Origin of the sequence: Rubrobacter aplysinae (genome assembly GCF_001029505.1) — a bacterium.
Taxonomy (GTDB): domain Bacteria; phylum Actinomycetota; class Rubrobacteria; order Rubrobacterales; family Rubrobacteraceae; genus Rubrobacter_A; species Rubrobacter_A aplysinae.
This window is the reverse complement of sequence record NZ_LEKH01000003.1, coordinates 102,230-127,586: the sequence shown is the minus strand read 5'-3', so window position 1 is coordinate 127,586 and position 25,357 is coordinate 102,230. Positions and strand designations below refer to the sequence as shown.

The window sequence follows — 25,357 nt, the reverse complement described above, 5'->3', positions numbered from 1 at the left end:
CGGCGCTTACCGGGCGGCTCTGGAATGTGTTTGAAAGTGTTTGGGAGCTTTAGAAACCTCAGTTAGAAACCTCAGTTGCCCGGGAGCGTATACTTGGGGCAGCATGGAATATACGTCTACGGTGGCCCTCGGTGGTTGGCGGGAGCGTCTCAAGCGCCTCTCGGTGCGCCGCGAAGGGCTGGAGGATAACGAGTTGGCCGCGAGGACGCTCGCCGGTGACCTGCGCTCCTACGAGGAGCTGGTGAGCCGGTACGAGCGGCTGGTGGGGCACGTGCTGTACACCTACGCCGGCAGAGAGGCGGCGGTGGACGACCTGGTGCAGGAGACCTTCCTCAAGGCCTACGACAAGTTGGACACCTTCAACCCGGAGTACCGGTTCAAGACCTGGCTGCTCGCCATAGCCAACAACCTCGGCGTGGATACCCTGCGCCGCCGCCGGGATCAGGTCGAGTTCAACCCCGAGATACACGCCCACGTTACGGGCGGCCCCGAAACCGCCGCGGTCGAAGCCGACCGCTCCCGGACCCTGCAAGAAGCCATATCCTCCCTGCCACAGACCTACGGGGTGCCCATGATCCTCCGCTACAACGAGGAGATGAGCTACGCCGAGATCTCGGAGGTAATGGAGATATCCATCCCGGCCATCAAGAGCCGGCTCTTCCGGGCCCGCCAGATGCTGGCCCGGGTCATCGGGGACTCCCTGGACGACGAGAGAAACGAGAGAAACGAGAGAAATGACGGTCCGGCCGCCGTCGAGGCGGAGTCTTGAGCCCGCCCAAGTCGGGGAGCGAGGGTAGCGGCTCCCGGTGCCGCAACGCGGAGGAGATCTTCGACCTCTGCGAAGGCTCTCTGGAGCCCGCTCACGAGCGCGAGGTGATCTCCCACCTGCGGGTCTGCGCGGGGTGCCGGGAGGCGTACCGTCGTGAGAATAGCCTTACGGCCGCCCTCTCGGGGTCCGGCAAGGATGGCGAGAAAGGCTCCGGGAGGGCCGGTAGCGCGTCCGGCCGGCGGCCGGGTGAGCGGCGTCCGGGGACCGCATCCTCGGTGGCGATGGCGATACCCACCCGTTCCGCCGCCACGCGGGCCGTCTGGGGCGTGGGGGCGGCGGCGCTGCTCGCGGCGGCGCTCTTCTCGCTCTCCCTGCGCTCGGTGGGGCCGATCACCTTCCTCAACGATCTCATGGCCGCCTGCTGGGGTCTTACCTCCGGCCTTTCGGACGCCACCGGGATAATATTCGCCGTCTCCGGAGGGACCGTGCTCGTGGCCCTGATCGTGGGCACCCTCGCGGACGCCCTCATAGCGGTGACGCTCCTCGCGGTCGCCCGGTGGTGGCGACCGCGAGGGGCATGAGCGCGGCCCGGCTCCCCAACTCTCTCAACACCTGGACCATGTTTCTGGGGCTGTTAGCGGCCGCCGCGCTCTCTCTGGTCTCCGCCCGCCCGGCCCTGGCTCTCGAGAGCACCATGATGGGGGATATCGAGGTTCCGCGCGGCGCCGTACCCACCGAGGCCCACACCGTCTTCGGCGACGTCTATGTAGAAGGCTATGTCTACGGTGACGTCCGGTGCGCCTTTGGAGACGTGGTAGTAAGGGGACCGGTCGAGGGGGACGTGCAGACGGGGTTCGGCAACGTGTACGTGAACGCGCCCGTAAAGGGCTCGGTGGACGTGGGCCACGGCGCCGTACGACTCGGGCCCCAGGCGCGCGTCGGGGAGGACCTCTCTCTCGGCAACGGCAACGCCGACATAAGCGCGGCCGCCGTGGTGGAGGGCGAGAGGCGATACGGCATGATGTCGGGGGGCTCTCCCGTGGTGAGTGGCAGCGAGGCCTTCGCCAACATCACCCTCTGGCTGCTGACCACGCTGGGGTTCTGCGCCGCCGCCATGCTGCTCTCGGTGCTGGCCCGCCGCCCGCTCACGGCCTCGGCCCGGAGCCTGAAACGCTACCCCGGACGCTCGGCGCTGCTCGGCGTGGCCTCGCTGCCGGCGGTGGCCCTGCTGTCGGGGCTGCTCGCCGTGACCCTGGTTGGGGCCCCGCTGCTGTTGCTCTCGGTGCCGGCCTATCTGGCGCTGATCGTCTTCGGGGCTCTGGTGTCGGCGTACTCCGCCGGGCGCGGGCTGCTCCTTGTCACGGGCAGTCACCGGGGCGGCGAGGCCCTGGCCTCCGCGGTCGGGGCGTTCGCGATCTCGGTGCTGTACCTTGTGCCCGTGGTCGGCCCGGTCGCACTCTTCCTGCTCGCCCTGCTCGGGACGGGCGCGGCCATTGCCGCCACCCTGGAGCGCCTGATGGGCGGTGGCGGATGGGGCTCCGGCGTGGCCGGTGCGTCCGGCGTGTCCGCGAGGTAGCCTGCCGGAGCCACGCCGGGGATCAGGGAGAACGGGGGAAGCGGGAGTAGATCAGGATCTCCCCGATGCTCCCGTCCGGTGTGAGGCCGGCGTCTCTTAGCCGGGCCTCCAGCTCGAAGCCCGCGCTCTCGGCTACGCGGGCGCTGCGGAGGTTTCGGGCGTCGCAGCGGATCTCCAGCCGTCTCGCGTCCAGGTACGCCGCGGCGAACCCGGCTATGCCGCGCACCGCCTCGGTGATGTAGCCCCGGCCCTCGAATCGGCCGCGGCACCAGTACCCGATCTCGAACTTCGGGATCTCCCACTCGATGCGGTGCAGGCCGCTGCCCCCGACGAGCTCGCCGCTCTGCCGGTGAAACAGCAGCATCTGGAGGTCGGTGCGTTCCACAAAGGCTACCCTCGCCCGCCGGACCTCCTCCTCGGCCTGTTCCGGCCCCGGCTCTCGTCGCGCCCAGTGGAGCCACGGGCCAAGGCTCGGCAGCGACTCGGAGACGGCCCGGCGTTTCTCCTCGCCGTCGCCGGGCATGGGGGACCTTATGATGAGCCGATCTGTCTCGAGCTCGTCCGGGAAGTCTTTTAGGATCGGTGTTTGCATTATCCCTCCTGGCGGATAGAGTCTCTAACGCAGCCGAGATCGAGCATCCGGGCAAGATACCGTGTAAGTCGCCTTCGCGGTAGACTGCCCGGGTGCGTTGCGAGGCAAGATCCGGAGAACCGGGCGGGGGAGGCGGGCCGCCCAGGCTAACGGCGATACTGGCGCCGCTGGTGCTGGCGGCGGCGCTGCTCTTGCCCGCCGGTTGCGGCCTGCTGTCCGGGGAGCCCGAGGCCGAGGTCTCCGGGCCCGGTAACGACGAGTTCAACGACCAGCTCCAGGGCGGTATCTCTAGCCTGGACCCCGCCGCCAGCTCGGAGAGCGCGCTCGCCGTGCTCGGTAACGTCGGAGAGGGGCTGTACCGGCGGGACGAGAGTGGGGAGCCCGTGCCCGGTATGGCGGAGAGCGTGGAGGTCGGCGACGACCGGCTCCGCTACACCTTCACCCTGCGCGAGGGCGTCCGGTGGTCCAACGGCGAGCCCGTCACCGCCCGGGACTTCGAGTACGCCTGGCTGCGGGCGATGGACCCCGAGACGGACAGCGAGAACGCGTACCTCCTGACGGACTTCATCCGGGGCGGGGCGGAGTTCGCCGCCGGGGATGCCGGGCGCGAGGACGTCGGCGTAAAGGCCACCGGCGAGCGTACCCTGGAGGTCACGCTCCGGAGCCCGACGCCGTTTTTCCTGGACCTCACGACCCTCCCTGTCTACCTGCCGCTAAAGGAGGGTTTCGTGGCCCCGTGGGGCGAGGAGTTCGGCGAGTCCACCGAGAGCCTCCTGTACAACGGGCCGTACGAGATGACCGGGTTCGACCCGGAGCGGGGGGTACGGCTGGAGAAGCGCGAGGGCTACTGGGACTCCGGTAGCGTGGGGACCCGGATCGTGGACGCCCGGACGGCCCCCGGCGCCGGACTCGGCAAGTACGAGTCCGGCGAGCTAGACGTCGCGATCCTGGGCCCCAGACAGGTGCCGCGGCACGAGACGGAGGAGGGCTTCGAGCAGCACACGGACTTCGCCACGTTCTCCCTGTACCTGAACGACCAGGATGCCGCGCTGGGCAACCTGAGCCTCCGCAAGGCGGTACGGTCCGGGTTCGACCGGGACTCGTTCGTGGAGGCCGCTCTAGGCGACGGCTCCGTGCCCGCATACGGCTACGTGCCGTACGCCATGTCCTCCGGCGGGGAGGGCGACGAGGAAGAGACCTTCCGGGAGAGGGCGGGGGACGCCGTCCCCGCCGTGGGCACGGCCGGGGCCCGCCGGTACTGGGAGCGGGGCGTGCGGGAGCTCGGCCGGGAGCCGACGCTGACCATCCTGACCAGCCACGAGGAGGAGGACCGCGAGGCCGCTGCCCTTCTCCAGGAGCAGCTGGAGGAGCGCCTCGGGGCCAGGGTGGAGGTACGGATAGTGCCCCCGGACGTCCTCCTGGAGCGTCAGGAGGCCGGAGAGTACCAGATCCTGGCCTCCCGCGAGACCGCCTACTACGACGACCCGGCAAGCTACCTGGACCCCAGAAGCTCCGGCTCCCCCCTCGAAGGCTTGCGCCCGATAGGGCCGCGCTACGAGGAGCTAATAGCAGAGGCCCGGCGGGAGCCCGACCCCGGACGCCGGGCCCGGCTACTCGCCCGAGCGGAGCGCATCCTGGTGCGAGAGAAAGCCCTCGTCGCGCCGGTCTTCTACCCCGGCGATTCCTACCTGATAAACCCCGCCGTGCAGGGCTACGCCGTCTCGCCCTACGGGGTGCCCGTGGACTACCGTCACGTCAAGGTACAAAGGTAGTGGGGGTGGAGCTCGCCGCCCTCGCCCCGGTGCCGGTGCGCTCCGGCCCTGAGCCCGGCTCCGAGCTGGTGACGGAGCTTGTGACGGGCGAGACGCTCGTGCCGCTCCAGACTCTTGAAGAGTGTGGAGGCTGGCCCGGGGTGGTGGTGCCCGGCCACCCGAGTAGCCTGGATGAGCGGGGCTATCCGGGCCTGGTCCCGCCGGACGCCGCGCTCGTCTCCGCGGACGGCTGGAGCCCGGATCTCACGGTGTCTAGGCCTAACCGGGCCGGTCTCCCGCTCGGCACGCTCCTGCAGACGAAAGCCGGGGAGACGATGCTACCTGACGGGGGGAAGGTGGAACTCGACCCCGACGACGCCCTCCCCGTCGGCGCCTCCGCCGACACCACCGCCGACTCGGCCCGCCAGCACTCCGCCATCGGCCTCGCGCGGGCCATGATCGGCCTGCCCTACCGTTGGGGCGGCACGGACTCTACGGCCGGGATGGACTGCTCCGGGCTCGTGTTCCGAATCATGCGGGCCCTCGGCGTCACCGTGCCCCGCGATTCCGGCGACCAGTTCTATCGCGCCCCGTTCAACAGAGGCAAAAGTCAGGCGGGCTGGGAGACCGCCCGTCCGGGAGACCTCGTGTTCTTCGGGGAAAGGGCCGTTACCCACGTCGGCTTCTACCTCGGTGGCGGCGAGTACATCTCCGCTCACGGCGGGAGGCAGACCGGCTGCGTCACGGTCCGCGCCATGACCGACGACCCCTACCAGGGCTTCGCCCGCTACCAGTAATCCCGGCCCGCGAGCCCGGGGCTTAGATCGTGGCCTCGCGAGGAGAAAAGCCCGCCTCCGCATGATCATTGCCCCTGCCAGACCCTCTCGAACAGGGCGGATGTCCGGGCGTCGGCGCCCCGGTATCGCCGGTGGGATTGTCACTATTGACAATCCCGCGGCGGCCTCGGTAGTCTCCAACCAATGATGGACCGTGACGAGAACCGCCTGGAAAGCTGCTGACGACGCCAGCGAGAAGCCCGCGAAAACCCTGTCCCGAAGTCCCGGATAGATGTACAGGAATGTAGGGGAGTGTAGAGGAAGGAGCAAGCCTTGGGAAATTCCAGAACAATGCCAGCTGAGGTGAGTGAGGTGAGTGAGGTCAGGGCGGCCAGTAGCGGTATCACCCGGCGTGACTTCCTGAAGTTTGGCGGCGCCGGTCTGGCCGGAGTAGGGCTGCTGGGCACGGCGGGCTGCGGCGTGTTCAGCGGCGGCCAGGGCGGTGATGGCGGCGGCTCCGGCGGCTCTGGCGGCTCCGGCGGCAATACGCTGAACGGGTATTTGCCCCAGGACATCCCCGACATGAGCTCCACCACGACCACCGACACCAACTCATTCTCCTTGTTGGCGAACACGAACGAGGGCCTGTACCGGCTCGACGAGAACGAGGAGCCCCAGCCGGCGCAGGCCGAGAGCGTGGACGTAAGCTCCGACAAGCTGACGTACACCTTCAAGCTGCGGGACGGCATCACGTGGTCCAACGGAGACCCGGTAACAAGCCAGGACTTCAAGTACGCCTGGCTGCGGGCGATGGACCCGGAGACCTCCGGGGAGTACGCCTACATCATCGCGGACTTCGTCGAGGGCGGCTCGGAGTTTTCGGGCGGAGACGGCAGCGAGGGCGACGTGGCCATAGACGCCCCGGACGACAAGACGCTGGAGGTAAGGCTCGTCAACCCCGCGCCGTACTTCCTCGGTCTTATGGCATTCCCGACCTACTTCCCGCTCAACCAGAAGTTCGTCGAGCAGCAGGGCGACAGCTTCGCCCAGGGGGCCGACTCCCTGCTCTACAACGGCCCCTACAAGTTCACCGAGTTCGATCCCGCCGGCGGCGTGAAGCTGGAGAAGAACCAGGACTACTGGGACGCCTCAAACGTCGGCATACAGAACATAAACCTCGACGTGATCAAGGAAGCCAACACCGCGCTAAACCTCTACGAGACCGGCGACCTCGACTACGCCAGGATAACGGCCGACAAGGCCGACCGCTACGCCGACAACCCGGACGTAGCCAGCATCCCCGAGTTCTCGTCGTTCTACTTTACGCTCAACATCGAGGACCCGGTTATCTCCAACCGCAATATCCGCAAGGCGATACAGCTCGGCTTCAACTCCCAGGATTACGTGGACACGGTCCTGAACGACGACTCGATACCGGCGACGGGGCTGGTCCCCGAGAAAGTCTCCTCTGGTGCGGAAGGGACGACTTTCCGCGAGATGGCGGGGGACCCGATAAACGGCTTCGACGTGGACCAGGCCCAGGAGTACTGGGCAAAAGGCGTGGAAGAGCTGGGCGAGAAGCCCACCCTCTCGCTGCTTACCACCGACGACACCGTCGGACAGGACTCGGCCACGTTCATGCAGAACCAGCTCAAGAAGAACCTCGGGGCCGAGATCGAGATAGAGCAGGTGCCGTTCTCGACGGCGCTCGACCGGCAGGGCAACGGTGACTTCCAGGTTAGCCTCGCCACCGGCTGGGGCGCGGACTATGACGACCCGATGACCTTCCTCGACCTGTGGACCAGCGGCTCGGACTTCAACTACGCCAACTTCGACAACGAGGAGTACGACCAGCTCATCGCCGACGCCAAGGCCGAGTCGGACTTCGAGGAGCGGGCCGAGATGCTGGTCCAGGCCGAGAAGCTGCTCATCGCCGACGGGGCGGCGCTCGCGCCCAACTACTATCGCGTCACCAACTATCTCCAGAAGCAGTACATAGAGAACCCTGTAAGGCACCCTTACGGGGCTGAGTTCGACTTCAAGTACTGGAAGCTGAACAAGTAGGACGGGTAGCGCGGATGCGGGCGATGCGCCGGCGGAGCCTGCCGGTGTATCGTCAGTGTCGTCAACTCGGGTGGTTCGTGTGGTATATCGGATGAGGTCCAGGGTGAGTTCAGAAGGCCGTTCGGAAGGTCGGATGCAGGGATGATCGGGTTCATAGCACGACGTGTGGTGCTGATGTTGATAACGCTGTTCATAATCGTCAGCGCGACGTGGTTCCTCATGCAGCTCCTGCCGGGCTCCCCCTTCAACGCCGAGAAGCTCTCTGCCGAGCAAGAGGCCATCATGAACGAGCGGTACGGCCTCGACGAGCCGCTGCTGGTACAGTACGGCCGGTACATGCTCAACGTGGCGCACGGAGACCTCGGGGTCTCGTTCTACTACGAGAACCAGCCCGTGAGCGACATCATCGCCTCCCGGCTGCCCGTGTCCACCTTTCTGGGAGCACAGGCCATAATCTTCGGCACCGCCGCCGGGTTGTTGCTCGGGGCCGTCGGCGCGATGCGGCACAATACCTGGGCGGACTCCGGGTCGGTGATACTGGCGGTGCTCGGCAAGTCGTTCCCCAACTTCGTCTTCGCCGCTATCCTACAGTACCTGCTCGGGTTCAAGCTGCAGTGGCTGCCGCAGGCGGGCTTCGACAGCTATGTGTTCTCTATACTGCCCTCATTGGCGCTGTCCGTGTTCGTCATCGCCATCGTGGCGCGATTTATCAGATCCGAGATGCTCGAGGTACTGGGACAGGACTACGTGACGCTGGCGAAGTCCAAGGGCATTAGCCAGTCCACGCTCGTCATCCGGCACGTCCTCAAGAACTCGCTGATACCCATCATTACCATCCTCGGGCCGCTTATCGTGTCGCTGGTCACCGGGTCGCTGGTGGTGGAGCAGATCTTCGCCATACCGGGGATAGGCAACCAGTTCGTGAACTCCATCTTCGAGAACGACTACTCGATGATCCTGGGGACCACGATCTTCTTCGCCGCCCTGTTCATAGTGAGCATCCTGATACAGGACATCCTGTACACCATCGTGGACCCGAGGATGCGCCTGGCTGGAGCGAAGGAGTAAGCCCGTGGAGACCCCGAAAACCACGCTGACGCCGGACCTGTTCGAGCCCTCGCGGGAGAGCTCCCTGCAAGAGGAGGAGGCCGGGACGCTCTCCGGTCCTCCGACGAGCTTCTGGAAGGACGCCTGGACGCGCTTCAAACAGAACCGCGGTGCGCTGGTCGGGCTGGTCCTGATAGTGGGCGTGATAATAGCGGCCTTCGTCGGGCCGCTGCTCCAGCCCTACACCGTCGCCGGACAGGACTCCGGCGCCCAGTTCCTCGGGCCCTCCGCAGATCACTGGTTCGGCACGGACAAGTTTGGCCGCGACCTGTGGGTCAGGACGTGGTCCGGGACCCAGATCTCGCTGTACATAGCCTTCCTGGCCGCCACGCTGGACCTGATCATCGGCACCATCTACGGCGTGATCGCGGGCTACTACGGCGGCAAGGTGGACAGCGTGCTGCAGCGCTTCATCGAGATCCTCAACGGCATACCGATCCTGATAGTCGCCATCCTGATGCTGCTGGTCTTCAGCCCGGGCATCTTCTCGATAGCGCTGTCGCTGACGATAGTGGGCTGGGTCCCGATGGCCCGGCTTGTGAGGGCGCAGGTGATGAAGCTCAAGGAGCAGGAGTTCTTCCTCGCCGCGCGCTCCCTGGGGGCGAGCGACATGCGTCTGATAGCCAAGCACCTGATCCCGAACTCCCTGGGCCTGATAATCATCCAGCTCATGTTCACCATCCCGAACGCCATATTCTTCGAGGCTTTTCTGAGCTTTATCGGGCTCGGCATACAGATACCGGACGCCTCCCTGGGCGCTCTGATCGAGGACGGCTACCAGCAGCTACGCTTCTACTCCTACATGCTGTGGTTCCCCGCCGGGATCCTGGTCGTACTGATGATCGGGTTCAACGTCCTGGCCGACGGTCTCAGAGACGCGTTCGACCCGAAGATGCGCGAGTAGAAGCGAGTAGGACGAGTAGGAGGGTACTGTATTTGGCTACCGATACGTTGCTAGAGGTCAAGAACCTGGAGATCTCCTTCTCCAGCCACGCCGGAGAGGTGCAGGCGGTGCGGGGTGCCTCCTACGACCTGCGGCGCGGGGAGACGCTGGCCGTGGTAGGGGAGTCCGGCTCGGGCAAGACGGTGGCGGCCAAGAGCGTGATGCGCCTGTTGCCGGAGTCCAACAGCCGCGTCACCGGCGGAGAGATACTCTTCGAGGGCCGGGACCTGCTGAAGCTCTCCGAGAGAGATATGCGCAAGATGCGCGGGCCGGAGATAGCGATGGTCTTCCAGGACCCGATGACGAGCCTCAACCCGACCATGAAGGTCGGGCGTCAGATCGGCGAGAGCCTCAAGAAGCACCTCGGGCTCACCGGGGGGAAGGCCCGCGAGAGGACGCTTGAGCTACTGAAGATGGTCGGCATTCCGAGCCCCGAGACCCGGATAAACGCCTACCCGCACCAGCTCTCCGGCGGGATGCGCCAGCGGGTCGTGATCGCCATAGCCCTCGCCTGTGAGCCGAAGGTCCTCATAGCCGACGAGCCGACCACCGCGCTTGACGTGACCATCCAGGCGCAGATACTGGACCTATTGCACGACCTCCAAGAGAGGACCGGCACCTCCATAGTGCTGATCACGCACGACCTCGGGGTGGTCGCCAACGCCGCCCACCGGGTCGCGGTGATGTACTCGGGCAAGGTCGTCGAGAAGGGGACGGTGCGCGAGATCTTCCACGAGCCGCGTCACCCTTACACCTGGGGCCTGCTCTCCTCCGTGCCGCTGCCGACGGCTGACCGCACCCAGGACCTCATCCCCATCGCCGGCTCGCCGCCGGACCCGATGCGCCCGCCGCGGGCCTGCCCGTTCGCCGACCGCTGCCCGCACGCCATGAAGATCTGCACCGAGGAGATGCCCGACTACGCCCGGCTTTCGAGCGAGCACGTCTCGGCCTGCTGGCTCAATCACGAGATGGCCCCTCGCGTAGAGGCTCCGGTGGGCGCCGGGAGCCAGGGATGACGGAGAAAGTGGAGACGAACGGCGGCTCTGGCGGTTCCTCCGACAAGCTGCTGGAGGTCAAGGACCTCAAGAAGCACTTCGAGGTCGGTAAGGGGCAGAGCCTCAAGGCGGTAGACGGCATCTCCTTCGCCATAGAGCGCGGGGAGACCTTCGGCCTCGTCGGGGAGACGGGGTGCGGCAAGTCCACCGCCGGCAGGCTCATGGTGCGCCTCTACGAGCCGACCGCCGGCGAGATCCTGTACGACGGCGCGGACATAAGCACCTTCAAGGGCGAGGACGACCGGAAGCTGCACCGGCGGGTGCAGATGATCTTCCAGGACCCGCAGGCCTCGCTGAACCCGCGGATGACGGCCGGGGACATCATCGCCGAGGGCCTCGACATCCACGGTTTGATGAAGGGCCGGGAGCGCAGCGAGAGGATACGCGAGCTCCTGGAGACCGTGGGAATGTCCGCCGAGCACGCCAACCGCTACTCACACGAGTTCTCCGGCGGCCAGCGTCAGAGGCTCGGGATAGCCCGGGCACTGGCCGTGGACCCGGAGTTCATCATCGCCGACGAGCCGGTCTCGGCGCTCGACGTCTCCATCCAGGCGCAGGTGATAAACCTGATGAAGCGGCTCCAGCGCGAGAAGAACCTGACCTACCTGTTTATCTCGCACGACCTCTCTGTGGTGAAGTACATCTCCGACCGAATCGGGGTGATGTACCTGGGCGCGCTGGTCGAGCTGGCCCCGAGCGAGGAGCTGTACGCCAACCCGATGCACCCCTACACCCGGGCCCTCCTATCCGCCGTCCCCGTGCCGGACCCGGACACCGAGGCCGGCCGCGAACGCATCGTGCTCGAAGGCGACGTGCCGAGCCCGATAGATCCGCCTTCGGGCTGCCGGTTCCGCACCCGGTGCCCGTACGCCACCGCCGCCTGCGCCGAGACCGAGCCTCCCTGGCGCGAGGCGAGGCCGGGCCACTGGGTGCAGGCCTGCCCCTGCTTCGCCTGAGCGCGATCGCCCGCCGGGCCTCTGTGGCTCCCTAGAGCGCCCCGATAGCCGTGTAGACGGCGGTTACGACCATGAACCCGGCGAAGCCCAGGCGTAGCGCCCGCTCCGGCAGCGGGTCGCGCAGCCTCACCCCGAGCCAGGCCCCGACGATGGCGCCCACTATAAGGGGCGGCAGCTCCGTGAGGTCCACGGCCCCGACGAGGATGTACCCCAGTGCTCCCACGGCCCCGGCGGAGAGCACCACCGCCAGGCTGGTGGAGACGGCCGTCTTGGTGGTGAGGCCCATCCCGAGCACCATCAGCGGCACCATCAGCACCCCGCCGCCGACCCCCACCAGCCCCGAGAGCGCGCCGATGCCGACCCCGGCGGAGAGCACCAGCGCCACGGGTATCCTCTTGCCGCCTCCCACACCCTCCGAGCGGCCTTTGGCCGTGGGATAGGCGAGGGCCAGCAGCAGGGCGGCGAAGGCAAGCTCGACCACCGCATCCGGGGAGATGCGGCTTATGGCAACCCCTATCAGGGTCGAGGGCGCGACCGCGAGCGAGAGTAGAACGGCCGTGCGCCACTGTACCGGGTTCTCGCTGCGGGCGTTGCGGATGGTCCCCGAGAGCGAGGAGAACACGATGATCGCCAGGCTCGCCGCCACCGCCTCGGTTATGTTCCAGCCCGCAACGTACAACAGCGCGGGCACGAACACGATGCCGCCGCCGACCCCCACCAGGCCCGAGAGAGCGCCGCCGCAGACCCCGAGCACCGCCAGAAGTATTAGCTGAGAGGGATCCATGAGATACCCCGGAATGCTACACGTCACGCGATCCGGGTTCCAGCGTGAATGCCGGGCGTCTCCGGGGCGGGTCGGAAAAGGCGGAGAGTATAATCGGTAAACTTAACAGCGTATATATTTGACGAAGACTATCCAGCCCCTGGGGAGAGTGTTACGTGGATGACTGTAGATGACTGTAGTTAACCGTGGATGATTACTCGCGGCCTTTCTCCGGCGGGCGTTCCACGGTATTCGGGATGGGCGGAGCGGTGGCTTCGGAGCATCCGCAGGCGTCCCGGGCCGGAATCCGGGTACTGGACGAGGGCGGCACCGCCGCCGATGCCTGTGTGGCGATGGCGGCTGTCATGGCTGTGGTCTCCCCGATGGCGACCGGCATGGGTGGCGACGCATTCGCCCTCTACTACGACGCTTCCTCCGGGCGGGTCAGGGGGATGGAGGGAGCCGGACGGGCTCCCGGCGGCGCCACTATCCAGAAGCTTCGCGAGGTCGGTTACCGGCGGATGCCGGCCCGTGGCGGCCTCTCCGTAACGGTTCCCGGCGCCGTGCGGCTGTGGGAGGACGCGGCCCGGACGTTCGGCGTCAAGCCTCTGGGTGATCTACTCGAGCCCGCCAGAGCCCTTGCAGAAGGAGGGTTCCCGGTCCCGGAGGTCAACGCCCACCACTGGCGCGAGGCCGAGGAGATGCTGGGCCTTAGCGAGTCGGCCGTCCGGGGTCTACTGCCAGGCGGCCGCGCGCCGAGGGCGGGTGAAGTCTTCCGCCAGCCGGATCTCGCCCGGACGCTCTCCGCCGTCGCCGCAAAAGGGGCTGACGCCTTCTATGGCGGCAAGATCGCGGCCCGCATAGCCAGCTCCGTCCGCCGGGACGGGGGCCTGCTCTCGGAGGAGGATCTCGCCGGGCACGCGGCATCTCCGCTTGTGGAGCCGATCTCGACCGACTACCGGGGCATCACCGTGTACGAGATGCCGCCCCCGGGCCAGGGGATAGCCGCCCTCGAGATGCTCAATATCCTCGGAGGCTACACGCTGTCGGCCCTGCGGCCCTACACCGCCGAGCGCATACACCTCGAGGCCGAGGCGAAGAAGCTGGCGTTCTCCGACCTCTACGCCAGGGTCGGGGACCCGGAATTCGCCTCCGTGCCGACGCGGTACCTCCTCTCCAGGGAGCACGCCGCCGGTATGCGGCAGCAGATCTCAACCTCCCGCGCCGGGCATCTCGCCACGAGCGGCCGTCTCGGGGGAGACACCAGCTACCTGTGCGCCGTGGACTCCGCCGGTAACGGCTGCTCCCTCATAAACAGCGTCTTCGATAGCTTCGGCAGCGGCATCGTCGCCGAGGGGACCGGCGTCTGTCTCCAGAACCGCGGCAGCTCCTTCCGGCTCGAGGAGGGCCACCCCAATGCACTCGCCCCCGGAAAGCGGCCGCTGCACACCATAATCCCGGGGCTCGCCACCCGGGGGGACGCGCTGTGGGCGGCCTTCGGCGTCATGGGCGGCCCGATGCAGCCCCAGGGACACGCCCAGCTACTCGTGAACCTCATAGACTACGAGATGCCGCCCCAGCAGGCCGTGGACCACCCCCGCCACTTCCACAGCGACGACGGCGGGCTCCTCGTGGAGGGGCGCGTCCCGCCGGAGGAGATAAGCAAGCTGCGGAGCATGGGACACCGGGTAGAGGTCGGGCCGGACTACGCCGTGCCCACCGGCGCGGCCCAGCTCATCCGGCTCACGCCCGAAGGGGTCCGGGCCTGCGCCAGCGACCCGCGCAAGGACGGCTGCGCCCTCGCCCAGTAGCCGCGCGCCCGGGTGCGTCGGAGCCTCGGATCACCCCGGGGGAATGTCTCCGGGACGGTAGTAGAATCCTCGCATGCGGTGGAGCTCTCTGTTTACTAGGCCCGAGTCGGGCAAGAGGTTCGGTCTGCGGCGTTTCGTGCGCCAGGCGGCGCTCGTCGCGGGCGTGCTGGTGCTGGTCTCCGCCGCGTACTACGCCGGTCTCTCGCGGGGACCGGCCGGGCTATCCGGGGGGAGTCAGGAAGGGGTCACGCTGTACGCGGAGGCCCTGAACCTCGTCCAGGACGAGTACGTGGATCAGGAGGCCCTCGACCCCGACGAGCAGGCCCGGGCCGCCATCCGGGGCATGCTGGATTCTCTGGGGGACAAGGGCCACACCAGGCTCCTGACCCCGGATGAGTCCGAGCGTAACGAGGAGAGTATTTCGGGCAGGTACGTCGGGGTGGGCATCCGTATAGAGGACCGCGACGGCGAGGCCGTCGTGACCTCCCCGATAGACGGCTCTCCGGCCGCGGAGGCCGGGGTCGAGAGCGGCGACGTGGTGGTCGCCGTGGACGGCGAGAACGTCGAGGGTCTTGAGCTTTCGGGGGTTTCGGAGAGGATCCGGGGTGAAGAGGGGACCGAGGTTGGCATTACCCTCCGCCGCGACGGCGAGGAGCGCAGTGTCTCCCTCGAGCGCTCCGAGATAGACGTGTCGGCGGCCTCGTGGAGCCTCCTGCCGGGCACCCAGACGGCCCACGTGAGGCTTTCCTCGTTCTCCTCCGAGAGCGCCGGGGAGCTAGAGACGGCGCTCTCGGAGGCCCGGGCGGCCGGGGCCGAGCGGTTCGTGCTCGACCTCCGTAACAACCCCGGGGGGCAGTTGGAGCAGGCCGTGGAGTCGGCGGGTCTATTTCTGGAATCCGGTAGCGTCGTGTACATCCGTCAGGATGCGGAGGGGGACCGCGAGAAGGTGCGCGTCTCCGGCGGCGACGCCGCAATCGAGGCTGACACCCCGATGACGGTGCTCGTAAACGGGGGCACCGCCTCCAGCGCCGAGATCCTCGCCGGAGCCTTGCGCGACAACGGCCGCGCCCGGCTCGTCGGCGCCACGACCTTCGGCACCGGCACCGTGCTCCAGCCTTACAAGCTCGACGACGGCTCGGAGCTCCTGATCGGCATCGCCGAGTGGCTCACCCCCGACGGAGACTTTATCCGGGATAACGGCATACAACCCGGCGTAAAGGTCAAGCTCGGCGAGGATGAAGAGCCCGTTTACCCGAACGACGAGGACGGACTCTCACTAGAAGAGATACTCTCCCGCGACGCCCAGCTAGAGCGGGCCGTGGAGCTCTTGGGTGGCCGGTAGACCGCAGGGCACGTAAAAGAGGTGCGTAAAAGAGGCTCGTAAAAAGGCTCGCTACGATGTCCGGCGACTTCACTGGAGAAACCTTAGCTACTATTAGCCTTTAATCTGCTAGTATGAGATGCGGCTAGTGTGAGAGCGAGCGTGCCGCACCGGGCGTGCCGCACGCTTCCAGGGAGTCCCACGAGCTGGAGGAGGACTGCCAGATGCCACCCAAGGGCCCTCCGGGGCGTCAGCAAGAGACCGAGAGCGTACTGATGAAGTGGCTGGGCCACAGGGTGGTCGTCAAGTACCTGGCCGGCCCCGAAGAGCCCATGGACCCCGACGACAAGAAGGGTATCGCGCACGCCGCGCTAGAGGCCCGCTCCGGCGTCTTCGAGCTGCACCGCATCGGGCAGGTCGGCATAGAGGTCTCCAACAGCGTCGAGGACGCCGCCGAGGATCGGGTCACCCTGCTCCCCTGGGGCGCGATACTCTCGGTGAGGGGCAGCACTCCCAGCGAGCGCGGGGGCACCGACGGCAGGCTCTCCAGGGAGCAGATGGCCGAGGTGGCGCGCAACGACCCGACCTAGCCGGGTCTCCTGTATAAACCCTAAAAGTGCGGCATCCGGGTTCTTTTCTAGGTAACGTCACGTATCGTTGTGTGTCGTCGCGTATTGCCTCGTAGACACACCTCCGGGAACTGGATCCACATCCTGTGTGTGAGTTAACTCCTGGATCGTGCCGACGAGTTTAGCATCATCCTGTAACAGGAACGGCGTGGACTGCACGTCGAATAAGCTAGATAGGAGTCAGGCTTGGCGCAGCGGGTAAACGAGAGCATCGAGGTTCAGGCACCCAAGGAGCAGGTTTTCCGCTACTGGGCGGACTTCGAGAACTTCCCCAGGTTCATGCAGAACATCGAGGAGATCCGGACCACCGGCGAGGACACCACCCACTGGAAGGTCGAGGGCCCTCTAAGCAAGAGTGTGGAGTTCGACGCCCGCACCACGGAGAAGGACCCGGACCGGGGGATCGCCTGGAACACGATAGACGGGGAGGTCATGACCTCCGGCGAGGTTCGTTTCGAGGAGATGGCCGGCGACCGCACCAGGGTCGAGGTGACCATGAACTACTCGGATCCGCCCGGTGGTGCGGTCGGCGAGAAGGTCGCGGGTATCCTCAGCGACCCGCAGAAGAGCATGCAGGAGGACCTCCAGAACTTCAGGCGGATAGCGGAGAACGGCTTTGAAGAGTCCGGCCAGTAGAGCCCGAGGCCTGTAAAGCTCTGTATAGAGCGCTGTATAAAGACCTGTAAGATCCTCGGCGAGGATCACCACGCGGAATGTGCAGTCGGCGCGTGCTAATCTGGAGCGGAACCTACCGGGGCGCCGAAAGCGGCCCGAGGTTCCCGCATCCAGAGAAGGGAGAACTCCTTGGCCATCGCTTTCGTTTCCTTGCTGGTGATCGTGATCGTGGTGATAATCGGCATCCCGATCCTGGCGCGGGTCTTTAGTGAGGCCGCGCGGCGCGGAGAGGACGACGGAGGCGGTGAGGACGACAGCCGCAACGGCCGGGGGAATGACCGCGATAGCAGGTAGCGGGTGGCCGGATCTGGCGTAGGCTAGTCCAGCAGGTCGCGCAGGCTCGCGGCGTGGGGGCTGGTCTTTATCTTCGCCAGGGCGGTTAGCTGTATCTGCCGGATCCTCTCGCGGGTTACCTCGAAGCGCTCCCCGACCTCCTCTAGCGTCTTTGGCTGGCCGCCCGTAAGGCCGAAGCGGTACTCCAGCACCATGCGCTCCCGCTCCGGCAGGGAGTACAGGGCCTCCTGCATGCGGGACTTGAGGAGCGAGGTCTTCGCGAGATCGTGGGGGGTCTCCGATTCGTCGTCCGCGATAAAGTCTCCGAGCTCCGAGGAGTAGTCCTCCCCGACCGGGGTCTCCAGGCTTATGGAGCGTCGACTGACCTTGCGGATGCGGGAGACCTCCTCGGTCTCTATCTCCATCAGGGCGGCGACCTCCTCGTCGGTCGGCTCGCGGTTCAGCTCGGAGGCGAGGGACCGCTGCACCCGGTAGTACTTGTTGATCTTCTCCACCATGTGCACCGGGACCCGGATGGTGCGGCCCTTGTCGGCGATGGCCCGGGTGACGGCCTGCCGGATCCACCACGTCGCGTAGGTGGAGAACTTGTAGCCCCGGCGGTAGTCGAACTTCTCCACGGCCCGCATCAGACCGATGTTCCCTTCCTGTACGAGGTCCAGCAGGGAGACGCCGCGGCTGGCGTACTTCTTTGCGATGGAGACCACGAGCCGGAGGTTCGCCCGGGTGAGGTGCGCCCGGGCGCGGCGGTCGCCGCGCTGTATCCTTTTTGCGAGGTACACCTCCTGGGCCTTCGTGAGCAGTGGGGTCTTGCCGATCTCGTCCAGATACATCTGCACCGCGTCGCCGGTGTAGCGGGTGCGCAGGTTGCTCCCCAGCACCTCCTCGACGAGCTGGATGTCCTCCTTCTCCTTTACGCTGTCCTCGAGAAAGCCTGTATCCACGATCTCGACGCCGCGCTCGCGCAAGAGGCCGTAGACTTGCTGTATCTGCTCGGTGGAGAGGTCCACCTCCGAAAGGAGCTCGAGTACCTCGCCGGACTCCAGCGTACCCGCGGTCTGTCCCGCCTCGAAGAGTTCCTGGACCTCTTCTATGTCTCGCAGATCATGCTGAGGCTGCAAGGTATCCTCTCGATCTACCCGCTTTCCCAAACGGACCAAAACGGACCAAAGGAACTCTCGTGTTGTACTCTACGTAATATATCCCAAATGAATCAAAGATCAATAACGCCAGCGCCGCCAAAAGCCGCCCTCCACGCCACCCGCTACGCTCCTCATTACCCGGTCCGGGCGTGCGCCGGAACGCTACGGGGTAGACACTCCCTACGGGTTCCTGAGAGGCCGGATGGTCGGTGGCCCCGGCCCTCTGGAGCTTATGTCAGAGGCTTTTGTAGAGGCGTGTTGCGGAGGCGTGTGGCGGAGCCGGGCGGCGTATTTCCAGTGTATTTCTAGAGCCGGAGGTAGAGGATGAGTATCAGGAGCTTGTACAGGGTGTTCAACGAGACGCGCCGGGCGGCCCGGGAGCGGGCGACGGTTGCGGTGACCGGCAAGGGGGGCGGCGCGGACAGTCTCGCCCGCGCGCTCGGAGCCGGGCGCGGGACACGGGGGGCGGAGATAATAATCGCGGTTCGCGAGGGCTCCGGCGGCGAGACGGTGCTGGATCTCTCCGGTAAAGCTATAGAGAGCCCCGGGGAGCTGACGCTGCGCTCGGAGCCGCTGCTCTCGCCGGAGGCGGAGCTGCTGGGGGAGGTCGTGCCCTGGGTGGCCGGGAGGCTCGACGAGGACTATCTGGTCTCGCTCGGGCGCGGCTACGAGGCGTTCCGCAGGGCGGTGTGCGAGGAGGTGATCCACAACAACGCCCGCCAGAACGCGTTTATCGGGGCGTTGCCGGTGCCCGGGGCGGATTTGCCGGTGATGACCGCGAACCAGGGCCGCATGGTCCTGCAAATAGCCTCCATTTACGGGGAGGAGATCACACTGGACAGGGCCCGGGAGCTTCTCGGAGTGCTCGGCGCGGGGCTCGGCTTCAGGGCGGTGGGCCGTCAGGTGGTCAAGATCGTGCCGTTCGGGGGCTGGGCCGTCTCCGGGGCGATAGGCTACGCCGGTACCCTGGCGATGGGCCGGGCCGCCGTGCTCTACTTCGAGCGCGGATACGACGAGCTCGGCCAGCAGGAGATCTCCGGTATCCGGGACCGCGCCGCCCACGAGGCGCGGGACTTCGTCTCCAGGGTGAGAAGGGAAAATAAAGGAAACAAGGGAGACGAGGAGAACAAAAAGCGTCGCGGGTAGCCTGGGCTCGCCTTCACCGGGGAGACTGCCGTATAATCCGGTACATGTCCCGCTCGTTATCCACCATCTCGCACTGGTTATCCGAGGCCCGGGGGCTCTTGCGCGGGCTCCGCGGCTACGTTTTCAGGATAGTCGCCGTTATCGCCGCGATGCAGACGATGGTGGTCGCGATCCTGATAACCCTGACCCAGCTCCGAAAGCGCCGGCAGACCCCCCGGGAAGGCTACCCGTGGGAGAGCCAGCCCGAGATCGAGCTGGAGTCGGGGGGCGTGTGGTTCAAGATCTACCCCCAGGGCGGGGAGCTTTTCGAGGAGATGCTCGCCGAGATAGAGCGCGCGGAGCGTGAGATCTTCGTCGAGACCTTTATCTGGAAAGGCGACGAGACGGGCCAACGCTTCGTCGAGGCTCTGGCCCGCAAGGCGCGCGAGGGCGTGGACGTGTACGCCATCTTCGACGGGGTCGCGAACTTCCTGGTCGTCCCGGCGGAGTTCAAGGACTTCCCGCCGGAGATAAACACCCTCCACTTCCGGCCGCCCTCTAACCCGGCCAACTGCGTGGACCCGCGCACCATCTTCCGCGACCATCGCAAGATCCTGTGCGTGGACGATAGGGTCGCGTTCGTCGGGGGCTTCAACATCGGCTCGTTCTACGCCTCCGGTAGCTGGCGCGACACCCACCTGCGCGTCCGGGGCATGGAGGTATCGGAGCTAAAGAACGCCTTTATAGACTTCTGGAACGAGCACCACCCCGGCGACCTCCCGGCGATACAGACCGACAACCGGCCCCGCTCCTGGGTCTCGGACGCCGTGCTCCACCGCAACGACCCGTACCTCAGGATCTTCCCCATAAGGGCGGTGTATCTCGAAGCCATAGACCGGGCAATGAGCCGCATCTACCTCACGAGCGCCTACTTCATCCCGGACAAGGCTCTGCGGGGGAGCCTGATCGCCGCCGCGGGCCGCGGGGTGGACGTGCAGATACTCCTGCCCCGCGACTCCAACCATCCCACGGTGGACTGGCTCTCGCGCCGCCACTGGTACGAGCTACTGGACAACGGGGTCAGGATCTTCGGCTACGAGAACATAATGATCCACTCCAAGACCGCGACCATAGACGGCGTGTGGTCCACCATAGGTACCGCGAACATAGACCGCCTGAGTCTCCTCCAGAACTACGAGGTGAACCTCGAGGTCTACGACCGGAACCTGGCCGAGCAGGTCGAGCGCATGTTCGAGCTGGACAAGACCAACGCCCTGGAGATCACCCGAGACACCTGGACCCGGCGGCCCCTGCCGGCAAAGATCGCCGAGCGCGCCATCTCCTCGCTCGAACCGCTGTTCTAGGAAGCTCCGGAGCTCTGGAGGCCCGGCGGCCCCCTAGGCTCCCACGAAAGACTCGACGTAGATCGCCCGGGCCAGCGGCCCGCCAAGCGGAAACGCCTCTCCGGCCGTATCCTCGACCATGACGACGCCGTCCACCTCGCGCACCTCGCGCACCCGGACCCGGCTGCCGGGGATGAGGCCCCGTTCGCCGAGGTACGAGAGCCTCGCGGGGTCGTCGTCGCTGACGCGGGAGATCACGACCGACTGCCCCTCGCGTGACTCGGCCAGGGTAAAGAGCTCCTCTGCCGGAAGTCCGCCGTCGGGCCGGGGGATGGGGTGGCCGTGCGGGTCGTGTACCGGGTGCTCCAGAAGCTCCGCCAGACGCTCGGTGAACAGGTCCGAGACGGCGTGCTCCAGCTTCTCGGCCTCGTCGTGGACCTCCTGCCACGAGTACCCGAGGTGCTCCAGCAGAAACGTCTCGATCAGGCGGTGGCGGCGTATGAGGCGCAGCGCCTCCGCGTTCCCCTCGCCGGTGAGCAGCGCACCCCGGTAACGTTCGTAGCTCACCAGGCCTCTCTCCTGGAGCCGGATCAGCATGTTCGTTACCGAGGCCGGGGCAACCGAGAGCCGGGCTGCGATGTCCTTCGTGGAGGCCCCGGCACGTGGATCGCCGGACAGCTCCCAGATGGCCTTCACGTAGTCGCCGGCCGAGGATGACGTCGTCTGTTCCATCGACATGATCTTACATCAGGATACGTCAGTAGCCCGCGCCGGGCCGTCTCGTGGGCCCCGCGACGAGACGGATCGCACCCTCTGTATAATCCGGGGAGTAAGAAGTCGGGAAGTGCGCGGGAAGCGCGAGATACTTGCAGGGTACGTGCGAGACGCCGGAGAGGAGAGCCGGGCAAGATGGCGCGCTGGAGGATTCTGGAGCCGGACGAAGGGGCCGTTTCGAGGCTCCGCGAAGCGATGCCGGAGGCCGGCCCGCTGTGCGCCCGCGTGCTCGCCAACCGGGACATCCCGCCGGAGACGGCTCCGGCTTTTCTCTCGCCCTCGCTCTCGGAGGTCACCCCGCCGGAGGGTGAGGTCTGGGAGGCCGCCGCCGGACGCCTCGCCCGCGCCATAGAGGGCGGCGAGAGGATCGCCGTCTTCGGGGACTACGACACGGACGGTATCACCTCGGCCGCGCTCCTGTACACCGCCATCTCGGGCTACACCGACAACGTCCTGTACAAGCTCCCGACCCGCCAGGTCGGCTACAGCCTGCTCGAACCCTACGTGCGGGACCTGTTCTCGGCGGGCGTGGACCTTTTGGTGACCGCCGACTGCGGCATCTCCAACCGGGCCGAGGTCGAGCTTGCAGCGTCTCTGGGGATGGACGTGATCGTAACCGACCATCACCTGCCGCCCGAGGACCCGCCCGAGTCACCACCGGCGGTCGCCGTGCTGGACCCCAAGCTCTGGGACCTCGACGATCCGCTCGCCGGGGTCGGGGTGGCGTGGAAGCTCGCCTGGGCGCTTTCGCGCAGGCTCGGGGACCCGGATGGCAGGCGCAAGATAGGACGCCTCCTGGATCTCGTCTCCATCGGGACCATCGTGGATATAGCGCCGCTCACCGGCGACAATCGGGCTCTCGCCAGTGCGGGCCTGAAGTACCTGAACGGCGGTCTGTCGAGCGGCGGGGCGAGGCCGGGGATAGCGGCGCTCGTGAAGGCCGCCGGGGTCCGGGGCGGGCTCGACGAGCAGGACCTCGGCTGGCGGCTCGGGCCCAGGATCAACTCCATCGGCCGCATCAAGAACCCCGGCCCGGCCCTCGAGCTCCTCCTGACCGACGACCGGCGGGAGGCGGCCCGCATCGCCGACGAGCTGAACTACTTAAACGGCGAGCGTCAGAAGCGCACCCGGCGGGCCGTGGAGGCCGCGATGGAGGAGGTGGACCCCGAGCAGGACTTCAAGGTTGTCGTCTCCGAGGAGGTCGGCGGGCTCGCCGGGCTCGTCGCCGGGCGGGTCGCCGGGGCCACCGGCAGACCGGCCGCCGTGCTCGGACGCCGGGTGGACGGCGGCTACGGCGGCTCGGCGAGGGCCGGGGAGACGGACGTGGACCTGCACGGCGCGATCCACTCTGTCCGGCACCTGCTCGGGCACTGGGGCGGGCACCGCAAGGCCGCCGGGCTCTCCATCGAGCCCGGAAACTTCGATGCCTTCGTCGAGGGCGTGAACCGGGCCGTGCGCGACCAGCACGCCGAGGACCCGGACATCTTCGAGCCCCCTATAGAGGTGGACGCCGAGGTGACCCTCGCCGAGGTCTCCAACGGCCTGCTCGACTGGCACGAGCGGCTCGCGCCTTTCGGCAGCGGCAACCACCGGCCCGTGTTCATCAGCAGGGGGCTGCGCGTAGAGGGCTCGCGACAACTCTGGGAGGGCATGAACCTCGTGAGGCTGCGCCAGGAGGACCAGAGGATCGAGGGTGGCGAAAGTGATGAGAACGGCGGGGAGACGGTGTCGGCCAGGCTGGCGTGCTCCCCGGAGGCGATCCCCGGCGACGGCTTCGACGCGGTGTACACCGTCGCCCGCAGCCGCTACTCTGGCGAGGTAGAGCTCGAGATCCTGGACTGGAAGGGCTAGCCGAGGACGTACAGAGCAAGCAGAGGTGGGCAGGAGCGGGGTTGAGGCGGCGAGTGCAAGCCTGGCCGGGAATATTGAAATATCGGTGGGGAGCCGGGGCCGGCGGAAGTTCCAAGTGTGAACAAAGGGGTAACTCCTATGTTCGAAAGCTTCGAGTTGTCGACGGTGGATGTAGGAGAGGCGGAGATTCGGGTGCGCCACGCCGGCAGTGGTCCCCCTTTGCTGCTGCTACACGGTAATCCCCAGACACACGCGATGTGGCACCGGATCGCCCCCCGCCTCGCCGAGGACTTCACCGTGGTCGCCGCCGACCTCCGGGGCTACGGCGACTCTTCCAAGCCGCCTACCACACCCGACCACGCGCCCTACTCCAAGCGGGAGATGGCGAAGGATCAGATCTCGGTGATGCGTCACTTTGGCTTCGAGCGTTTCAACGTCTGCGGGCACGACCGCGGGGGCCGCTGCGCCTATCGCATGGCCCTCGACCATCCCGAGCGCGTCGCGAAGCTCGCCGTCCTCGACATAATCCCCACGGGCGAGGCCTTCCGGCGCGCCGACATGGCGTTCGCCCTCGGCTACTGGCACTGGTTCTTCTACGCCCAGCCCCACGACGTGCCCGAGCGATTCCTGGCGCTCGACCCGGACGAGCACCTCCTCGAAGGGCGCCGGCACCTTTTTGCCCCGGAGGCATTCGAGGACTATCTACGCTGCTTCCAAAACCCGGAGACGATCCACGCCATCTGCGAGGATTACCGGGCCGGGGCCACGCTCGATTTTGCCCAAGACGAAGAGGATCGCCTTGCGGGCAGGCGCATAGGGTGCCCCGTTCTCGCGTTGTGGGGCCGCCGCAACTTTCTAGAAGAATGGTACGACGTCATGGACATCTGGCGCGGTTGGGCCGACGATACACGAGGCCGGGCGCTAGATTGCGGCCACTATCTTCCAGAAGAGGCCCCGGAAGAGACCTACGCGGAGCTGCACGCCTTCTTTGCGGGCTGATTTCTGCCGACCCTGGTTCTAAACTGGCGTTGCGATGCTGGTGAATCAGTCCGATGAGTGGGGAGAGCCGTTGAACGCCATAGGTGTAGACGTAGGGGGGACCAAGATAGCCGCCGGTCTCGTGTCGCCGCAGGGGAAGCTCCTGAACGAGGCCCGCTATCCGACCGCCAACGACCCGGAGAAGCTGCTCGACAGCCTGGCGCGCGCGGTCGAGGAGGCAGCCGATGACTCCGGCGACGCTGGCGACGGGGTAGAGGCGGTTTGCCTGGCCGTGCCCGGACTCCTGCTGGCGAGCGAGGATAAGGTGGTCTTCTCGCCCAACCTCCACGCCATAGAGGGCCTCCCGCTAAAGAGCGAGCTCCAGAGTCGCACCGGGCTCACCGTCACGGTCGAGAACGACGCCAGCGCCGCCGCCTGGGGGGAGTTCGTCTTCGGGGCCGGCAGCGAGGTCGAGAACCTCGTGTTCCTGACCCTCGGCACCGGGGTCGGTGGGGGCGTGATCCTCGACGGTAGACTCCTGCGTGGCAGCCAGGGGGCGGGCGGCGAGCTCGGACACACCACCCTGCACGCCACCGGGCCGCGCTGCAACTGCGGCAACCGGGGCTGCTTCGAGATCATGGCCTCCGGCCTCGCCATAGAGCGCCGCGCCCGGCAGATAGCCGCCGAGAAGCCCGGCTCCGACCTCGCCAGGGTGGTCACGGACCCTCGGGGCTTCTCCGGCGAGCAGGTCACCGAGCTCGCCACCGAGGAGGACGCGCTGGCGCTCTCCGTGATGCGGGAGACTGGGACGTGGCTCGGCATCGGGATCGCAGGCTTCGTAAACGTCTTCAATCCGGAGATCGTCGCCGTGGGAGGCGGGGTCGCCGAGGCGGGAGACCTCATCCTCGAACCCGCCCGGCGCGAAGTGCGGCTGCGGGCGCGCTCGCCTTCGAGAGACCTGGCCGAGATCAAACCGGCCACCCTGGGGGCGAGATCCGGCCTTCTCGGGGCGGCGGCGTTGGCCCGGGACGCCTCCGGCGCTACCGTCCTCGACGCCGGCTAGGC

At 66.8% G+C, this 25,357-nt stretch carries 24 protein-coding genes; 20 read left to right on the top strand and 4 right to left on the bottom strand.

From position 1 onward, the window contains the following. Positions 1-103 precede the first annotated feature (103 nt). The 3 genes from ABD53_RS04620 to ABD53_RS04610 are packed head-to-tail and all read left to right on the top strand — an operon-like array spanning position 104 to position 2,345. On the top strand, positions 104-769 hold the full coding sequence (locus ABD53_RS04620) for an RNA polymerase sigma factor (RefSeq protein ID WP_047864583.1): 666 nt from the start codon (positions 104-106) through the stop codon (positions 767-769). After that, positions 766-1,350, top strand: a complete 585-nt coding sequence (locus ABD53_RS04615; RefSeq protein ID WP_047864582.1) for an anti-sigma factor — start codon at positions 766-768, stop codon at positions 1,348-1,350. Before ABD53_RS04620 ends, ABD53_RS04615 begins: the two co-directional genes overlap by 4 nt. Continuing rightward, positions 1,329-2,345 (top strand): bactofilin family protein, encoded by a 1,017-nt coding sequence (locus ABD53_RS04610; RefSeq protein WP_152670577.1) that lies wholly within the window; start codon positions 1,329-1,331, stop codon positions 2,343-2,345. Before ABD53_RS04615 ends, ABD53_RS04610 begins: the two co-directional genes overlap by 22 nt. 22 nt (positions 2,346-2,367) lie before the next feature. On the opposite strand, the gene ABD53_RS04605 is transcribed toward ABD53_RS04610, so the two are convergent. Beyond that, positions 2,368-2,937, bottom strand: coding sequence for a GNAT family N-acetyltransferase (locus tag ABD53_RS04605; RefSeq protein ID WP_047864580.1), 570 nt, complete (start codon positions 2,935-2,937; stop codon positions 2,368-2,370). 92 nt (positions 2,938-3,029) lie between these two features. On the opposite strand from ABD53_RS04605, the gene ABD53_RS04600 reads away from it, so the two are divergent. From ABD53_RS04600 to ABD53_RS04570, 7 genes are all read left to right on the top strand, one after another. Beyond that, positions 3,030-4,709: a peptide ABC transporter substrate-binding protein gene (locus ABD53_RS04600; RefSeq protein ID WP_152670576.1), complete on the top strand. Its 1,680-nt coding sequence runs from the start codon at positions 3,030-3,032 to the stop codon at positions 4,707-4,709. Positions 4,710-4,714: 5 nt separating this feature from the next. After that, positions 4,715-5,485: a C40 family peptidase gene (locus tag ABD53_RS04595; protein ID WP_152670575.1), complete on the top strand. Its 771-nt coding sequence runs from the start codon at positions 4,715-4,717 to the stop codon at positions 5,483-5,485. A 351-nt stretch (positions 5,486-5,836) separates the two neighbouring features. Further along, positions 5,837-7,528: a peptide ABC transporter substrate-binding protein gene (locus ABD53_RS04590; RefSeq protein ID WP_160309626.1), complete on the top strand. Its 1,692-nt coding sequence runs from the start codon at positions 5,837-5,839 to the stop codon at positions 7,526-7,528. Positions 7,529-7,669: 141 nt separating this feature from the next. Continuing rightward, complete coding sequence (locus tag ABD53_RS04585) at positions 7,670-8,596, top strand: ABC transporter permease (protein WP_047864577.1); 927 nt, start codon at positions 7,670-7,672, stop codon at positions 8,594-8,596. 4 nt (positions 8,597-8,600) lie between these two features. Then, complete coding sequence (locus tag ABD53_RS04580; RefSeq protein WP_047864576.1) at positions 8,601-9,539, top strand: ABC transporter permease; 939 nt, start codon at positions 8,601-8,603, stop codon at positions 9,537-9,539. A gap of 26 nt (positions 9,540-9,565) precedes the next feature. Further along, positions 9,566-10,594, top strand: coding sequence for an ABC transporter ATP-binding protein (locus tag ABD53_RS04575; RefSeq protein ID WP_407690104.1), 1,029 nt, complete (start codon positions 9,566-9,568; stop codon positions 10,592-10,594). Next, a complete protein-coding gene (locus tag ABD53_RS04570) occupies positions 10,591-11,589 on the top strand; it encodes an ABC transporter ATP-binding protein (protein WP_047864574.1) in 999 nt (332 codons plus the stop codon). The genes ABD53_RS04575 and ABD53_RS04570 overlap by 4 nt, the downstream gene beginning before the upstream one ends. A gap of 31 nt (positions 11,590-11,620) precedes the next feature. Here the strand turns inward: ABD53_RS04570 and ABD53_RS04565 are convergent, their stop codons facing one another. Further along, on the bottom strand, positions 11,621-12,373 hold the full coding sequence (locus ABD53_RS04565; protein ID WP_047864573.1) for a sulfite exporter TauE/SafE family protein: 753 nt from the start codon (positions 12,371-12,373) through the stop codon (positions 11,621-11,623). Between the two features lie 185 nt (positions 12,374-12,558). Here ABD53_RS04565 and ggt point away from each other — a divergent pair, with 185 nt between their 5' ends. The 5 genes from ggt to ABD53_RS17180 all read left to right on the top strand — a co-directional run bounded on the left by ggt (position 12,559) and on the right by ABD53_RS17180 (position 17,082). Beyond that, positions 12,559-14,163, top strand: a complete 1,605-nt coding sequence (gene ggt / locus ABD53_RS04560) for a gamma-glutamyltransferase (RefSeq protein WP_047864572.1) — start codon at positions 12,559-12,561, stop codon at positions 14,161-14,163. A gap of 73 nt (positions 14,164-14,236) precedes the next feature. Continuing rightward, positions 14,237-15,505 carry a S41 family peptidase gene (locus ABD53_RS04555; RefSeq protein WP_053057675.1) on the top strand — a complete coding sequence of 423 codons (1,269 nt, stop codon included), beginning with the start codon at positions 14,237-14,239 and terminating at the stop codon, positions 15,503-15,505. Positions 15,506-15,708: 203 nt separating this feature from the next. Beyond that, a complete protein-coding gene (locus ABD53_RS04550; protein ID WP_152670573.1) occupies positions 15,709-16,074 on the top strand; it encodes a hypothetical protein in 366 nt (121 codons plus the stop codon). 225 nt (positions 16,075-16,299) lie between these two features. Next, positions 16,300-16,749: an SRPBCC family protein gene (locus ABD53_RS04545; RefSeq protein ID WP_053057674.1), complete on the top strand. Its 450-nt coding sequence runs from the start codon at positions 16,300-16,302 to the stop codon at positions 16,747-16,749. Positions 16,750-16,917: 168 nt separating this feature from the next. Beyond that, entirely contained in the window at positions 16,918-17,082 is a 165-nt protein-coding gene (locus ABD53_RS17180) for a hypothetical protein (RefSeq protein ID WP_160309625.1), read from the top strand. 23 nt (positions 17,083-17,105) lie between these two features. Here ABD53_RS17180 and ABD53_RS04540 read toward each other — a convergent pair whose 3' ends face one another. Beyond that, a complete protein-coding gene (locus ABD53_RS04540) occupies positions 17,106-18,200 on the bottom strand; it encodes a sigma-70 family RNA polymerase sigma factor (RefSeq protein WP_053057712.1) in 1,095 nt (364 codons plus the stop codon). Positions 18,201-18,545: 345 nt separating this feature from the next. On the opposite strand from ABD53_RS04540, the gene ABD53_RS15690 reads away from it, so the two are divergent. Both ABD53_RS15690 and ABD53_RS04530 read left to right on the top strand, forming a co-directional pair. Then, a complete protein-coding gene (locus tag ABD53_RS15690; protein ID WP_152670572.1) occupies positions 18,546-19,367 on the top strand; it encodes a YcjF family protein in 822 nt (273 codons plus the stop codon). Between the two features lie 44 nt (positions 19,368-19,411). Continuing rightward, the gene (locus tag ABD53_RS04530) at positions 19,412-20,710 is read left to right on the top strand and encodes a phospholipase D-like domain-containing protein (RefSeq protein ID WP_047864569.1); all 1,299 of its coding nucleotides are present in this window, start codon (positions 19,412-19,414) and stop codon (positions 20,708-20,710) included. Positions 20,711-20,743: 33 nt separating this feature from the next. Here ABD53_RS04530 and ABD53_RS04525 read toward each other — a convergent pair whose 3' ends face one another. After that, positions 20,744-21,421: a metal-dependent transcriptional regulator gene (locus ABD53_RS04525; protein ID WP_047864568.1), complete on the bottom strand. Its 678-nt coding sequence runs from the start codon at positions 21,419-21,421 to the stop codon at positions 20,744-20,746. A 177-nt stretch (positions 21,422-21,598) separates the two neighbouring features. Between ABD53_RS04525 and ABD53_RS04520 the strand changes: the two genes are divergently transcribed. From ABD53_RS04520 to ABD53_RS04510, 3 genes are all read left to right on the top strand, one after another. Continuing rightward, positions 21,599-23,314 (top strand): single-stranded-DNA-specific exonuclease RecJ, encoded by a 1,716-nt coding sequence (locus tag ABD53_RS04520; RefSeq protein WP_047864567.1) that lies wholly within the window; start codon positions 21,599-21,601, stop codon positions 23,312-23,314. 138 nt (positions 23,315-23,452) lie between these two features. Continuing rightward, positions 23,453-24,313: an alpha/beta fold hydrolase gene (locus ABD53_RS04515; RefSeq protein ID WP_047864566.1), complete on the top strand. Its 861-nt coding sequence runs from the start codon at positions 23,453-23,455 to the stop codon at positions 24,311-24,313. A 70-nt stretch (positions 24,314-24,383) separates the two neighbouring features. Further along, positions 24,384-25,355 (top strand): ROK family protein, encoded by a 972-nt coding sequence (locus ABD53_RS04510; protein ID WP_053057672.1) that lies wholly within the window; start codon positions 24,384-24,386, stop codon positions 25,353-25,355. Positions 25,356-25,357 lie beyond the last annotated feature (2 nt).

Bases quoted from the DNA above. Each gene is read 5' to 3' on its own strand.
- ABD53_RS04555 (WP_053057675.1), top strand. From the start codon at position 14,237: ATGCGGTGGAGCTCTCTGTTTACTAGGCCCGAGTCGGGCAAGAGGTTC.
- ABD53_RS04570 (WP_047864574.1), top strand. From the start codon at position 10,591: ATGACGGAGAAAGTGGAGACGAACGGCGGCTCTGGCGGTTCCTCCGAC.
- ABD53_RS04620 (WP_047864583.1), top strand. From the start codon at position 104: ATGGAATATACGTCTACGGTGGCCCTCGGTGGTTGGCGGGAGCGTCTC.
- ABD53_RS04605 (WP_047864580.1), bottom strand. From the start codon at position 2,937: ATGCAAACACCGATCCTAAAAGACTTCCCGGACGAGCTCGAGACAGAT.
- ABD53_RS04530 (WP_047864569.1), top strand. From the start codon at position 19,412: ATGTCCCGCTCGTTATCCACCATCTCGCACTGGTTATCCGAGGCCCGG.
- ABD53_RS04565 (WP_047864573.1), bottom strand. From the start codon at position 12,373: ATGGATCCCTCTCAGCTAATACTTCTGGCGGTGCTCGGGGTCTGCGGC.
- ABD53_RS04550 (WP_152670573.1), top strand. From the start codon at position 15,709: ATGCCACCCAAGGGCCCTCCGGGGCGTCAGCAAGAGACCGAGAGCGTA.
- ABD53_RS04520 (WP_047864567.1), top strand. From the start codon at position 21,599: ATGGCGCGCTGGAGGATTCTGGAGCCGGACGAAGGGGCCGTTTCGAGG.
- ABD53_RS15690 (WP_152670572.1), top strand. From the start codon at position 18,546: ATGAGTATCAGGAGCTTGTACAGGGTGTTCAACGAGACGCGCCGGGCG.
- ABD53_RS04585 (WP_047864577.1), top strand. From the start codon at position 7,670: ATGATCGGGTTCATAGCACGACGTGTGGTGCTGATGTTGATAACGCTG.
- ABD53_RS04515 (WP_047864566.1), top strand. From the start codon at position 23,453: ATGTTCGAAAGCTTCGAGTTGTCGACGGTGGATGTAGGAGAGGCGGAG.
- ABD53_RS04525 (WP_047864568.1), bottom strand. From the start codon at position 21,421: ATGGAACAGACGACGTCATCCTCGGCCGGCGACTACGTGAAGGCCATC.